We start from the raw sequence: 14,345 nt of genomic DNA, 5'->3' as shown, positions 1-14,345 counted from the left end.
CATTATGAAATGAGCCCTTATGCTGCAGATAAAAGCAAGTCAAACGTTATTCTCATATTATATACCAATCTAAAATCAACGAATCATCCTCACATAGACCAATTAGTTTATCCATACAGAATAAGTAGGTTGCGTCACACTGGCCATTTCAGAAATAGAGACATTCCCTTTATTAATCATTCCAGCGGTGCGGTTTGCATTATGAGTCAATGCAAATTGATACACAGATTCACCATTGCAGACTAACTTTTCGCGAATTGTATCGACAGTTAAACGATATTCTTTTAGCTCTGTGCGCAGTTTTAACGGCTTATTGCTTTTAACGGCAATACAAGTTTCGACAAGCGCCTGATGCAAATGAGTATCCATTTTGGCATGACTAATCGATAAAGGTGCAGTAATGGCTGCAAGTGTGATAATTGAACGAGTGATAAATTTCATACATCCTCCAAGTGACTGTTCGAAATGAACACGTTAATTTTAGTCAAAGACAAGCATTGCGTATCAACAGAACATCAGCAAAGTGTCAACAAGAAGATCTCGAGTGTAATAAAGTGTGTTTATGGCGTAAAAACAGATGATTAGAAGATGCCGTTTGCCGTGTTTATAAGGCTAAATAATACAATTTTGTTTCCAGATAGTTGGCATGATTTCGATTAACCCACTATTGAAAATGACTGAGTAAAAGTGACGTGCAGACCGCAAACAATAAATGAACAGAAAGAGAGATTCAAAAATAGTGCTGCTGAAATAACAAAACAAATTTTTACTAACTACAGCGAATAAAATGGGGATACACAGTGATCCCCATCCACTTTCAAGGAACTAAATAGCAAGTAGTCCAACAATAAATAACATCGAAATAGGCGCTAACCATTTGATGTAAAGGGGCTTTACAGCAAGAAGAAAGCTCACAATCAGAATCGACAACGCCATGAAGCCACACCATAGCAACACACCATATCCAGCATAAAAGTGAAGACTCAAACCAAATGTTAGTAAAAGTATGATCCAACTACTGCACGTTAATATAAAACTGATCCGCGGCGTTGGACGCACTGCAAACACTTCTTTATATGGGCTGTTTTTGGCTAATGCAAACCCAGTAAAACTCAACAGCGTTAAGATAAAAATGAGGCTATCCATTATGCTGCACCTTAGGTTTATTAACCCCTGAGAACGTATTAGAACGCACATTGTTTCTTGAGCTGTTTTTTAGGTGATACGCTTGGTAGCTACACACTGCAGCGACAACCCAGCAAATAACATCAAAGCCAAACAGCACCCATTGCCGATCAAGTAAGTAACCCAAAGTGTGGCCTGTCACCGTTAAGCTATTTACCACAGGTAATAAAAACCAAACGCCAGCATTGGCAATCGCAAACTGAAACCAAGTTGCTCTAGTGCGCTTAAAAATAGCGACTATAGCGGCCAATCCCCACAATAAGAAAAATACCGTCACTTCTTGATTGGCGCGATCGGCAAGCCCTAAAGGCAGTAATCGGTTTGCATAAAAATAACCCGCCGTCGCCAATGGCAGCCCCATTAATGTCGCTAAATTAAGCCCTTCAACGAGCTTCAAACCAAACGAAGGGCGAGTCGCTTGTTTATTTTTTTCACGAATGCGCTTGGCCCACATGACACAACCCGAGCCAATCATTACACAACCAGCAATGCCACACACAAAGTACAACCATCGCAGTAATGGCGATGCTAATCGACCGGTATGTAAAGCGGTCATTGAGTCATACACGGTTTCACTGGCAGAAAGTTCAGGGTGACTTTGAGCAAGCAACTCACCAGAGGTGGCGCTAAACACCAATGTAGGCGCATCATCACGAATTGTTTGTTGGGTATTTAGCCTAAAAATGTATTGTGCAGAGCTATCATGAGGATGTTCAACGGTGATACTCGATAACACCCCATTAGGCCATTGCTGTTGTACATTTGGCCATACTGACGACACACTCACCATTTGAGCAGCCTCAGCCGTGCGCTCATTATGGATCCGAGTCGCACTTTGCTCTTGTGCAAATGCCTGAAAATCTCCATCGTAGGCTGTCAGGATCGGGTAGGGGAAATACATGAAAATAAGTGTCACGATCCCTGTGTAAGTAATCATAATATGAAAAGGGAGCGCGACGACAGAGCTGAGATTATGCGCATCAAGCCAAGTACGAGTGCCTTTGTTACGCCTAAAACTAAACATATCTTTAAAAATACGTTTATGAATTACCACCCCAGAAATCAATGCAATCAACATAAATAAACTGGCAAAACCGACAATCCAGCGCGCCAGACCCCGATCTAAATAATGCAAATCAAAATGCAACCGATAGAAGAAATTGCCACCTTTGGTATCGCGAATACCTTCAATAGGTGCAAAGCTTGTCGCATCAACATATTCAGTTGTCCGCTTGCCTCGTTTATTATCATCGCGCACAGCTTGGTAAGTAAGGGCTAAAGCAGGTTTTCGCTCGGTAGGAAAAGTGATGCGCCAATTATCTGCCACGGGTGCGATTTCATTGAACCGAGAGAGTGCAAATTCGACCTGCTCAGCTTGTGTTTGAGGAGTGATAGCTTGCACCGAAACGGAATGCAAAGCAGGTTGCTGCCACAGTGATATTTCATGGCGGAAAAAGCTCAAAGTACCTGCAAAAAAAACTAAAAATAATAACCAGCAAACGGTTAACCCCACCCAAGTATGCAACCATGTCATACTTCTAAAAAAGCTTTCTTTCATAACGTCTCTCGAAGTAAAAGAATACAGCCAATCATCACGGCACTAAGGCCCGACAGCACTGCCCACACTCGTTTCACTGAACGCACATAAAAGCACCAGATAAAAGCTAGGGCATAAATAAATACTGACAAAGACAACGAGAGCAACACTGCATCGGTCTTTTTCATTGGTAATAGAAGCGGCATCAACCCAGTGAAACAGGCAGTGACTAAGTAGCCAGCTAAAATAGCCGCAGCAAACCGACTAAACACTGTCAGTCGGTAACGAAGGTTAAAGCGGATGAAATAGCTATTTTTAGTAGGCTGTGCGCAAAGCGAAGCGGTAGATGGCAAACTGCCTTGATGTGCTGACATCGTAATCCCTTAACATTGATCAGGTGATTGAATTAAGGTCAGTATTATATACAGCACAAACGCAAATGAAAGCGATTATCAGTTAGATTAAATGATATTACTCTGTAGTATCATTATTTTTTACAGCAATTTTAAATGCCCATATCACAACAATGATCAAGATTAAGGGCAAGGCAGCCAAACTATACTCAACCCAAGCAACATCAGATAAAGAAGGTTGCATCAGCCAGTGGCCGCCAACAGGTACTAAAATAGCAACTAACAACAAAGGCAGTAGCAGTAACTCTTTTTTACTATTATGTTTTTTCATTACGGTCAGACTATTTCAATAAAGGATGATCTGCGGGGAGCTGCTTTGCTATCCACAAAGCGAGTTTATGCTTCATATGAGGCTGATCTTCATCGGCAACTGCTAAAGGCTGGATCAATTTATCATTCACTAATAATCGGTATAAGCTTTCTACTTTTTGCTTAGCTGATACGGTGCCTGAAAAACCTTTATAACCACGATTTAAAGCATACTTTTCACCAATTTCTAGCGCTTTTTTAAACAACTCATTCTCATGTTTAATCTTTTTCATTTTACATCCTGTTACTGTTGCGTCTGGGAAAGCGTAAATGGTTGTGAAGCCACATTAATACCATTGACAAGAATACTCAACCGATGCGCGCCGGGGTAATACCGCCGAGTCGTGATCGTTTTAAATGAAAACGCTTTTGTCACCGTCAGAGCCTCTGATGCTGCTAAGGTGATATTTTTCAATTTGAACACTTTTGCTCGTGTTTTACCATTGGCTTTTACAAAATCAATTTGATAATCAACTACGTATTGTTGATCTTTCGAGGTCGATGAAACCAGTTCACACGCAAATTCCAGCGTCTCCTCCAGAGCAATACAAGGTGTTTTGAGCGTTAATGTTGCACGGCTTAAACTGACAGTTTGACTATAACCCAGTAATTGGAACACAGCAGGGTGCCCTTGTTTCACTAATGTCCGCGTGCCATGTTTAATCACCCACTCACTCAGTGGATGAGGCTCTTGTTGCCACAAAAGACATACGTCAATCACCCATTGTGGATGATCTTTGGCAATATCATTGAGGTGATTGGCGACAGAGCGACGTACATACAGACTTCTATCGGCACGCAAGGCACTTAACAGCACTAAGTTGTCTTGTGGATCGTTTATATAAAGCTGCAGCTTTTTACCCCAAGGTAGCCGTGGCCTTGTTCCTTCAGAGACTAAACGTCGAACATGCTCGCTGTCATCCTTAATCCACTCAAGAAAAAACTCATGACAAAGCGCTGGATATTGCAAAATAAATGACCGTATAGCGAACTCAGCCGAAAATAAATGCGTCAGTGCTTTTAAAACCTTGAGTGATAATTCTGGCTGCTCTAAACCATAATGAGCAACATAATCAATCACAGGCCAAGCAGCAAAGCCACGTAACGGATCCTCGCGATTGCCAAAATCCCAATGTTCAGGCAATGCCATTAACCCCATCGCAACCTCTTCAAAAGATTGCGGTAAATAGCGATGCATTAAAACGATTAATACATCAACTCGCTCTTTAAGTGCCAAATCAACTACAGCGCGCTGCGCTTCATCGACAAAGGCCTCACTGTCAAACTGAGGAAATACTTGGCATAACCCAACGGCGATACGCTGGATGGCCGCTTTATCGAGCCCATCTTTCATTAATGCCATCAAGACTCCTTGGCTTGACCCATATTAATATGAAAATGCAAATGCTTAGAATCTTGGTACTGCCCCAGATTAGTCAGTACTCGTGCAGCACCATATTCTGACTCAACTGAGCGCGCAACATCAGCGACAAAACGGAGCAAATGCTGTAATTCGTCGACAGAAAAATCCCCTAAATCTGTAAAAGACGGTACATGCTTTTTCGGAATAACAACAATATGAACAGGCCAAAAAGGCCGAGTATGGTGAAATGCCAAACACAGCTCATCTTCTTTCACTATGTTTACACTGACTTTACCTAATAACACACAATCACAGTAAAAATCACTTCCTTGATAATCCATTCCTTTATCCTTATTGGTTTTGAGACTCTTCTGATACAAAATCTAATTCTAGATGGGCTAAATCGGTAAGCTCTTCAGGTAGTTCTTTTTGTACCGACACCCCTAAATCACGAAACTCTGCCGCTTGTTTTATTAAATTACCGCGCCCACTGTACAATTGTGAAAATGCTTTATCGTAGCTTTCTTTTGCTTTATCAAGCTGTTTGCCAACACCTTGCATACTGCCTAAAAAACCATTGAGTTTTGTGTAAAAACGCTCAGCCCTGTTGGCGAGCTCTGCCGTATGTTTACTTTGATCTTCAAAACGCCATAACTGTTTTACTATGTTTAAGCTAGTCAACAATGTCGTCGGGGTTGCAACCAGAATATTTCTCTCGATGGCTTTTTGATATAAATCAGGTTGATATTTCAATGCTTCAACATAAGCAGATTCAATAGGCACAAATAACACCACCACTTCAGGAGAGTTAAGCCCAGGTAATTTGAAGTAGTCTTTGCTCGCCAATTCGTTGATCCGATCCCCAATTGCCAACGCATGTTGTTTAAGCGCGATTTGCGCATCCATGTCACTTTGGGCATTAACAAAACGAGTGTATGCATTAAGAGATGTTTTAGCATCGATCACTATATGACGATTTTGCGGTAAGTAAACAATCACATCAGGGCGAAGCTTGCCATCTTGCGTATTAAAATTCACTTCGCGTTTATAATCTACACCGAGGCGTAACCCCGCGCTGTCGAGCACATTTTCAAGCATGAGTTCACCCCAGTTACCCTGAACCTTCTTTTGTCCTTGTAGCGCATTGGTGAGGCTTTGTGCTTGATGGGTGATGTCCTGATTCAGCTTTTGAAGATTGATCAGTTCAGTTTTAAGTTCACTGCGCTGCTTAAGCTCTTCAGTATGGATAGCCTCAACTTTTTCGCGAAACCCTTTCATTTCTGTTTGCATAGGTTGCAACAAGCTTTGCACACTTTCTTGGTTGAGCGCTTTAAACGCTTCGCCTTTTTCAGTTAATACACGATTAGCTAAGTTTTCGAATTCTTTTGTAAGTATGCGCTTACTGCTTTCAATCTGCTCTAATTGTGCGCTGAAACTGAGCTCTTTTTCTGTAACGGCACTTTCTAATGCGGCAAGTTTGGCATGAGTTTCTTCAAAACGGGCCTGAACCGTTTTGAGTTGCTGCTGGCTAAGTTGATATTGCTGAACGAACTCGGTACTGCGAGTTTTAAAGTGTTGCAACTGCTCTTTGGCAGTGGTGATATCGACTTGCAGTTGCTGATTTTTTTGTAACTCAGCATGATGAGCATCTTTAAAATAATCAAGTTGTTGTAAATTACCTTGATATTGAATGATGTCTGCACGACTTTGCGCTAAATCAGCCTGTAAAGCATGTATTTGCTTTTTGCGACCCATCAAAAGGGGAATAAACAGCGCAAAACATCCCAATAGAGTAATGCTGCTAGTCAGTACATAAGGCTTAAGTAGCGAAAAAGAGAGTTCAACGATCATAGCAAATGCCGAGTTATTGATTTTATAACAGTGATTATACCGAGTAGGGCGCGCGACAACAGAGGCAAAAAAAAGTTTTCTATGATGTGTCAATAATCTTTACATATGTATGGCGATATTCACCCGATTATGTGCTCAATACCAACCAACTTGTAAAGGTCTTTTACATAGGCAAAAAGAGGGGGCTGTTCATTAAGTGATGGCTGCGCTTTAATCAGTTTATCGCCAAAATAAGCAGGTAAACACACCATGAATACCAATATTAATCACGAATTAGCACAACTTAAACAAGCCTTTAAAGCAGCCGATCCCCGCTGGGTGGAACAACGAAAAATAGACTGTTTAGCAAATAAAATAGCGCAGTTACGAGCACTGCAACAGCGCCAAACACGTCGCAACCTTCTCGAATCACTCGAAGGGCTAACATGTGCTTGTGCAATTTTGGTTTTGCCGTGGCTCACCACTTTTGTATTTTAATTATCTGTGGTTTAAATAGGCTTGTAAGGTTTTACGGCACTCAGGATCAATAATGATTTGCTGAGACTCTGCATCAGCTTGGTAAATATCGACGCGTAAACGCTGCAATAAATAATTCAATAAAGCAGCACGGGTGCGGATCACTTTTTTACCATCACTCATTTGATAATCATATTCGATGCATTGACGCTGTTTAGGCCCTAAACGTTGATCTGGACAGATCACTACTTCGAGCCAAGTTTGCCAGTCACGATCATCTTCGATAGCGTGAGAGGCCTCACCTTCGAATGCAAACTCACCATTAAAACGCGACAAAACAAAATCACGAAAATCCTGATTTTTTTCACAAAACCCACGCACATGATAACGAAAACCATCAAAAACAATACTGTGGGGTTGAATGATACGATCTTCGAAATCTGGACTCGACAAGGATAGATAACCAATATCTAACCTAAGTCGTTGCTTAATAGCTTGCAAAATAGGGCGGACAAGCTCTGGTGTCACGTTGCGAAGGGGCACCGGCAGTAGCTCAATGGCGCAATTAATCGTGTCATTTGAAAGCGCGCGATCACCAAAAACGTGCTGGTAATGGGCAAAGTCTGTCGAAATAAATAGCGGCTCAAAACCTGTAACCGCAACATGACCCTTTTCACTCTGACTGCGTGTAAATCCATTCGGGTTAAGGGTTTTATAATCAGAAATACTTTTTTGCGCCGATGGTCGGCTAATTGAAAAATAATCCATTAAATGGCGAGCGGTTAAACGACCTTCCCACAGTAAAATCGCTTCTATTAATTGATATCGAATTAACTCTTCTTTTCTCATAATACCCGCACCAAATAAACACAGCATTGATATTACAACGAAAAAATAAAAAGCCAACCTATAAAGGTTGGCTTTAACATTACTAAAACAAGTAAATAATCGGGGGAAACATAAATAAAACAACCACGGATAGTTGCATCACAACTACTTTAAATAGACCAAGCAAAAAGCCAGAAGTTCAAAATAAGCCGCAAATATTTATAAAACAGTTTTTTAAGGCAAAAAAAACCAGCCTAATTAGGCTGGCGGGTATTACTAGCAATAAGTAATCAATCAGGGAAATCTAAATGTACAACTTAAAGGATAGTGACTCAGTCACTAATTGAATAGACTGCGACGAGATCCATAAGTTCAAAAAAAAAGATCCTTTTTATTTTACTGATACTTTCAAGCTGATACGCATATCTATCAAAGGAAATATCCGATACTTTTTCAGGCAATAGTGGACAGCCATTAATCTATGGCCAAGAAAAAGCCAACCTAGATAGGTTGGCTTTCAGACAAAAACAAACAAAGGAGCTTCGGAAAAAACGCTGTGTTAGCATTCACAACATTTAAGTAGACTGTTATTTATTTAAGAAGTTCCAAAAAAAGCATCAATTAAATGATAACCGTGAAAACATGCCGAACTAATAACTGTATTTACTGCAACAAAGCTAAAATGTCTTCAGCCGAGCTGACACTAAACTGATTACTCGCGGCATCAAAAAACGACTCAGCAAGCGCGGCTTTATTTTGCTGCATTTCATAAACACGTTCTTCAATTGTGTCTTGGCAAATAAGTTTATAAACAAAGACAGGCTTCTTCTGACCGATACGATAGGCTCGATCTGTTGCTTGTTGCTCAACAGCGGGGTTCCACCACGGATCGAAATGGATCACAGTGTCGGCAGCAGTCAAATTAAGCCCAGTCCCGCCGGCTTTTAAACTAATTAAGAAGATATTTTTGTCACCTTCTTGAAAAGAAGTCACTGCGCCTTGTCTATCACGCGTTTGCCCTGTCAACAATGCATAGTCGAGTTGTAAATCTTTTAATTGCTGCTCAATTAAACCTAACATACTAGTAAATTGACTAAATATAATGACTTTACGGCCCGCCCTGAGCATGTCAGGTAGACGCTTAGCAAGCCAATCCAGTTTAGTGCTATCAGTTGAGCTAAAACGCTCAGCATCATCAGCCAGCAACTCTGGAGAGCAACAAATTTGCCGTAACTTCAGTAAAGCTTCTAAAAATGCCAAGCGGCTTTTATCCACACCTTGCTCTGCAAATAAGTCTTTGAGTTTGAACTCCATTTGCTGGCGAATTTCACGATAACAACTGGCTTGATTCGGCATCAGCTCAAGCATTTTAACCATTTCTGTTTTGGCTGGTAACTCAGTCACCACTTCGGCTTTAGTCCGACGTAACAAAAAAGGTTTAACTAATTCTTTGAGTTGATCGGCACGAACTTGATTTGACTCTTTTTCAATCGGTTTTTGGTAGTACTCTTTAAAATGCGTTTGTGATGGCAATAAACCAGGCATCGAAAAATCGAGTAACGATTTTAATTCACTGAGGTTATTTTCTACCGGAGTACCACTTAAGCATAAATTAAAATTGCTATTGAGGGCTTTCACATGACGCGAGACTTTGGCATTAATATTTTTAATTGTTTGTGCTTCATCGAGAATGACGTGTTCAAAAAACATCTCATTAAACACGGCTTCGTCACGTACTAACAATGGGTAAGTTGTAATAATACAATCGGCTTTGCTTAAGGCTGTAAAGTGCTTTTGCCTTTGGCTACCAAAATTAACGGCGACAGACAAACTCGGTGCAAATCGCGCCAATTCGTTCAGCCAGTTATTCACTAAACTTGTTGGACAAACAATCAAGGAAGGATGCTTTGCGCGACTTTTTGTTTGTTCTGAGAGTAAAAAAGCGATGGTCTGGAGTGTTTTACCTAACCCCATATCATCGGCCAAAATGCCCCCTAATTGAAATTTTTTCAAAAATTTCAGCCACTGTAGTCCCTGCAATTGATAATCGCGTAATGTTGCTTGCAACGCATCTGGGACTTTTAAACGCGAGCCAAAGTCGTCTTTCGCGACCATTTGGGTCAGCTCTAATAAGCTAGGCTCATCACTAGTGAGTTGACTTTTATGAAACGAAGAGAGCTTTCGGGCATAAGCCAAAGGTAAATTTAAACGCTTAGGGTAACGCTTGCCATGATAAAACTCAGTATAAAAAGCAAGTAATACACTGACATCTGCTTTATCAAATACAATCCACTGCTCGGACACTAAACATAAGTAATAAAATTGCACAGAGGCATTGTTACACAGCGAGGTCATGCCGAGAAAATCAGCAAAAAAGTACCGTGTGTCATTAAAAAAGAAATATGGCTCAAGCACGAGTTTATTCTTTTTATCACGACTGAGATGCAACATAAGTTTTGCAGGCTCGACATACGCATTAAGCTGAATATCACCTAAAAACTGCCAGCCGGACGCCTTTAAATTATTTGCGTGTTCTTCAACAAAACAATGCCATAAGGCAGGGCGTTCGGTAGAAACAGGCAAAGTAAAGTAGTCGACATCTTGTAAAGGCCCTTTACAGGTAGTAAATCCTGCATTTTCAAGGCGGTTTACACATGTATTTTCAAAACTTAAATTACGATTAGCCTGAGCGTTCGGCGTAATATGGTCTACATCAAATACATGGGAGCCATATTTAAATTGCAAACGTAAAAGTGGCGCACCATTTTCAAACATATACGTCACTATGGGTTTAATCGATAACTTTTTTGCTTTGGTTTTACTAGCCTCCTCACGTGCAACGATAGGTATGCCAAATAACTGACTAAATCGGTTTTCGACGTTATCAAGCATCGAAGCTTTAATATCAGGCATATTCAACAAGTGCTTGATTTCATCACTTTGCAAAGGAGTGTTCAATTCAAATACTTGTGCATTATCAGGATCAAGACAATAGGGGGGGACAGTATTGAACAAGTGCCAATGCGGAACATCACTAACCATAGCCATTAAACGAAGATTGTCTTGATGAGTTTGCCATGAAAACGTTAAGGGCTGACTTGATTCCAATTGCAGAGGTTGGCGAGACTCTTGCCAAAAACAACGTCCAGTAGCGATGAGCTTCAATAAAGCAATTGCCCCCCATTGACCTTCTAAAGCTAATTTACCAAAGGTATTTTGCGAACGTATCCAGCTTAATAATCTAAAATCAGACTCATCTATATTTTCAGGAGTGACCTGACTATTGAGTTGTTTTTCGGTTAACGAACGCCCTAAACCATACCGACCGTTTTTGGTGGGGCTGGCCACCTTAGGAGTCACAATAAGTGCACCTTTAAAAGGCTCAATAACAAATAAAATAAGATCTTTATTCGTTGGCTTATCGTTTACCTTTAAGGTTTCTAATTGATTAAACCAATCGTGTAACAGGTAGTTTTCACCAAATTCACCTGAATGCTGGGTTTTTAGCTTTAATAAAACAGCGGCAATGTGTTTGCACTTGTGCTCAACCTTACACGAACAATGACCATTCAGTGTGACTTTTTGTTTGGTGCGTGTAATTTGAATATGCTGATGGACAGGATCGGATGGACTGCTAAAGACTTCAGCTGTAATTTGAGAAAAGTCTTTATTGGCTTCAATTTGACCAATTTGGTTATTGATTAAATATGTTTTCGCATTTTCTAAAACCGCAGGCTTGAAGTAACGTTTTAGAAAAATTTCGGTCAGGGGGAATTCGTCAGCTTGTTCACTTTTAATTTCATCGAACAAGGATAATAAATCTTTTTTGGTAAAGCCTTTAGCCATAACACTCTGCAAAAATCGAATTATCCAGCCAGTATATGCTGATTAAATACAGATAAAAAGCTTTAATAGCAGTAAATTAGTAATGCTCAAGTTAATGAAAAAAAGCTGTTAATTAAGTTCAAAAAATAAAGATGATCTGTAACGATAAAAGTAAAAACGTGACAGATCATTTTATTACTAACTTAATTAAAGTGAGTTAATAACTTCTCTAATTGCTCAAAACGCTTATCAGTCAGGACACGATTATCTATTTTGATCACTAAATCCCCGGTTTTTTCATTGCGATGACCGACGATATAATCATTGTTGAAGTTTAAAGATGCACGGTTTTTAATCGCTTTAGGCTGCTCGACCAATGATTTTGTAATCGCTATCGCTGTCTTATCATCAGAGTCTTGGCGGATATCTGCTAATAAAGTTTGTGTGTCTGACACTCTGCGCATAAAAGCATCTTGATCATGCTCTAAAGACGCGATTAATTTTTTTGCAACTTCACGGCCCACAAAATTAGCTGTTGGATATAAAGCAATGACTTCGCTTGGTAATTTTTCAAATGCTTTGAGGGCATCAGCAATCGCGGTGTGTGAAACCCCTTCGATTTCTGCAATTTCTCTATAAGAGCCTTTTTTGCCAACTGCAATCAAATCCATTTTAGTTTGTGAATAAGCTTGACCTAACTCCCACAAGCTCGGTGCTATGTATTGATCTGATGAGATAGCTAATATTTTGGCGTCTTCTTCATTAAAGTCATCAGAGCTCAGTACGATGTAATCTGCCCCTGCTAATATACAAGCTTTACGACGACGAGAGCCCGCTAAAACAAGTTCTACGCCCTCTTTAGACCAAGTTAAAGCTGGGTGTTGGTTACGTTGATCAGCCTTAATAGCGGGCAAAATATCAGCAACTGATTGTTCATTTAATAACGACTGAACTCGTCTATTTTTTGCAAATACTTGCGTACTCGTCGCAATGTCAGCATTTTTTATTATTTTACAGGTTAGTCGAATAGTCCGATTAGCATCCGAAGGTGCTGGCATAGTGATTTCTTGACCAACCGTAGCGCTTTCAAGCAGAGCATCTAAATTACTCGTTTCAACAAATGTTGAAAAAGGGTCTATTCGAGTATCGTTTTTGCGTTTTTTTACCATGATTAAACCTATTTTATGCTGATTCTAATTGGCATTGTGTTGAAGCCCAATTTGAACGGATCAACATTTCTAATTCATCGACAACATCTTTAATGTTCTCTTGTGCTTTTATCAGAGATTCTCTGCTGGCCAAGCTGTCTGAAGTCTTTTGGTCAAAAATCGTATTGAAAGATGACGAACTCGCGGTGATAGCAGCACTGTGGTTAATAGGATAACTCATTACTTGGCGACCAAATGCACTCCTAACATCTTTAACGATATCGCGTTGGGAATGATTTCCTTTGACATAGTTAGTGACTAAAAATTGCATGAAGTCCCAGCCATCGTGACCAAGCGCTGCAACTGTGTGGTAGATTTCACCTAGTCGCTTTAAATATTTATTGTTCGCATCAAAATCAACCGCTTCAGGATGAACAGGGATAAGCATAGCAGTAGAAGCCATTAATGCATTATAAAACATAAAGTTAAGAGAGGGTGCGGTATCAACAAGTATAATGTCAAATTGGTCTTTAACAGGTTGTATGACACGTTCTAGCAACTTGTGATAATGACGAGTGGTGTCATAACCAACTTGTTCTTTTAATAATGTCGCTGTTTCATGTTCAAAATAAAAATCATCCATACCAGAAGGTAAAATTCTAATATTTGGAATATGTGTTGGTAAAAAAGCTGATGAAACAACATCTTGCCATTGTTCGTTTTCATCAAGTTCGATGCAATCTCGCATCAAGTCACCCACAGTAATTGGATCATGTGATACTGGGGGGAAAAAGCTTGAAGACGATCCTTGTGGATCTAAGTCGATAATACCAATGCGATAACGTTTAATATTTGTGGTGGCCAGGGCTGCTGCGATATTTACTAAACTGGTTGTTTTACCACAACCACCTTTTAGGGAGTTAACAACAATTACCTGCAATTTATCGTCATTTTTACGGTGATCAGCTGTTATTCCCATAATATCAGCCATTGAGTAAATGTTTGATAGAGTATAAGCATAATGACCGTTCGCACCGCGTTTAATATCTAGAGAGTCAAAATCTCCTTGATCATGTCGACGCTTTAATGTGCGGTTATTACATCCTAATAAATCTGCAGCCGCTTTTTGAGTGTAGGTTCTTAACTCTTTGTCTTCAGATTTAATATGGGCGCGGTAATGTTGAATCCGACCTTCTAATGATTGTTCAGCAACAGTTGCTGTTGCTTTAAGCAGCTTGTATGTATCTAGCGCACTTTTCTTTATAGTCATTATGATATCCTTTTTAAGTACGATAAGTATAATGTCCATTGAAATAGAAGTAAACACTTAAAAAGGAAGACATCTTATAAAAAAGATAAAAAATAATTAATGAATTGAAAATCTAGATTTCATAGAATAAGTAAATAAGGATGAATATGGTTAAAGTTAA

The 14,345-nt window shown here is 39.8% G+C and carries 14 protein-coding genes; 1 reads left to right on the top strand and 13 read right to left on the bottom strand.

The window, feature by feature from the left end:
• Positions 1–102 precede the first annotated feature (102 nt).
• The 9 genes from PULV_RS18225 to rmuC form a co-directional block, all read right to left on the bottom strand.
• On the bottom strand, positions 103–441 hold the full coding sequence (locus PULV_RS18225) for a DUF3718 domain-containing protein (RefSeq protein ID WP_176365149.1): 339 nt from the start codon (positions 439–441) through the stop codon (positions 103–105).
• A 384-nt stretch (positions 442–825) separates the two neighbouring features.
• Positions 826–1,146, bottom strand: a complete 321-nt coding sequence (locus tag PULV_RS18220) for a DUF3325 domain-containing protein (protein ID WP_227009452.1) — start codon at positions 1,144–1,146, stop codon at positions 826–828.
• Positions 1,139–2,743: a PepSY-associated TM helix domain-containing protein gene (locus PULV_RS18215; RefSeq protein ID WP_193332666.1), complete on the bottom strand. Its 1,605-nt coding sequence runs from the start codon at positions 2,741–2,743 to the stop codon at positions 1,139–1,141. Before PULV_RS18215 ends, PULV_RS18220 begins: the two co-directional genes overlap by 8 nt.
• Entirely contained in the window at positions 2,740–3,096 is a 357-nt protein-coding gene (locus tag PULV_RS18210) for a hypothetical protein (protein WP_086743353.1), read from the bottom strand. Before PULV_RS18210 ends, PULV_RS18215 begins: the two co-directional genes overlap by 4 nt.
• Before the next feature lie 97 nt (positions 3,097–3,193).
• Complete coding sequence (locus tag PULV_RS18205; RefSeq protein WP_086743354.1) at positions 3,194–3,406, bottom strand: hypothetical protein; 213 nt, start codon at positions 3,404–3,406, stop codon at positions 3,194–3,196.
• A gap of 10 nt (positions 3,407–3,416) precedes the next feature.
• Positions 3,417–3,677, bottom strand: a complete 261-nt coding sequence (locus tag PULV_RS18200) for a DUF5062 family protein (protein ID WP_086743355.1) — start codon at positions 3,675–3,677, stop codon at positions 3,417–3,419.
• Between the two features lie 11 nt (positions 3,678–3,688).
• Entirely contained in the window at positions 3,689–4,807 is a 1,119-nt protein-coding gene (locus tag PULV_RS18195; protein WP_193332665.1) for a DNA alkylation repair protein, read from the bottom strand.
• Positions 4,807–5,148 (bottom strand): HIT domain-containing protein, encoded by a 342-nt coding sequence (locus PULV_RS18190; RefSeq protein WP_086743357.1) that lies wholly within the window; start codon positions 5,146–5,148, stop codon positions 4,807–4,809. Before PULV_RS18190 ends, PULV_RS18195 begins: the two co-directional genes overlap by 1 nt.
• A 10-nt stretch (positions 5,149–5,158) precedes the next feature.
• On the bottom strand, positions 5,159–6,562 hold the full coding sequence (rmuC, locus tag PULV_RS18185; RefSeq protein ID WP_405127511.1) for a DNA recombination protein RmuC: 1,404 nt from the start codon (positions 6,560–6,562) through the stop codon (positions 5,159–5,161).
• Positions 6,563–6,907: 345 nt separating this feature from the next.
• Between rmuC and PULV_RS18180 the strand changes: the two genes are divergently transcribed.
• Positions 6,908–7,135, top strand: coding sequence for a hypothetical protein (locus tag PULV_RS18180; protein WP_086743359.1), 228 nt, complete (start codon positions 6,908–6,910; stop codon positions 7,133–7,135).
• Here the strand turns inward: PULV_RS18180 and PULV_RS18175 are convergent, their stop codons facing one another.
• The 4 genes from PULV_RS18175 to PULV_RS18160 form a co-directional block, all read right to left on the bottom strand.
• On the bottom strand, positions 7,136–7,963 hold the full coding sequence (locus PULV_RS18175; protein WP_086743983.1) for a WYL domain-containing protein: 828 nt from the start codon (positions 7,961–7,963) through the stop codon (positions 7,136–7,138). It abuts the gene before it with no gap.
• A gap of 642 nt (positions 7,964–8,605) precedes the next feature.
• Positions 8,606–11,788, bottom strand: a complete 3,183-nt coding sequence (locus PULV_RS18170; RefSeq protein ID WP_193332663.1) for a DEAD/DEAH box helicase — start codon at positions 11,786–11,788, stop codon at positions 8,606–8,608.
• A gap of 182 nt (positions 11,789–11,970) precedes the next feature.
• Positions 11,971–12,936: a transcriptional regulator gene (locus tag PULV_RS18165; RefSeq protein ID WP_086743361.1), complete on the bottom strand. Its 966-nt coding sequence runs from the start codon at positions 12,934–12,936 to the stop codon at positions 11,971–11,973.
• A 13-nt stretch (positions 12,937–12,949) separates the two neighbouring features.
• Complete coding sequence (locus PULV_RS18160) at positions 12,950–14,185, bottom strand: AAA family ATPase (protein WP_086743362.1); 1,236 nt, start codon at positions 14,183–14,185, stop codon at positions 12,950–12,952.
• Between the last annotated feature and the right edge of the window lie 160 nt (positions 14,186–14,345).

Source organism: Pseudoalteromonas ulvae UL12 (assembly GCF_014925405.1).
GTDB lineage: Bacteria > Pseudomonadota > Gammaproteobacteria > Enterobacterales > Alteromonadaceae > Pseudoalteromonas > Pseudoalteromonas ulvae.
This window is presented reverse-complemented; position numbering and strand designations above follow the sequence as displayed.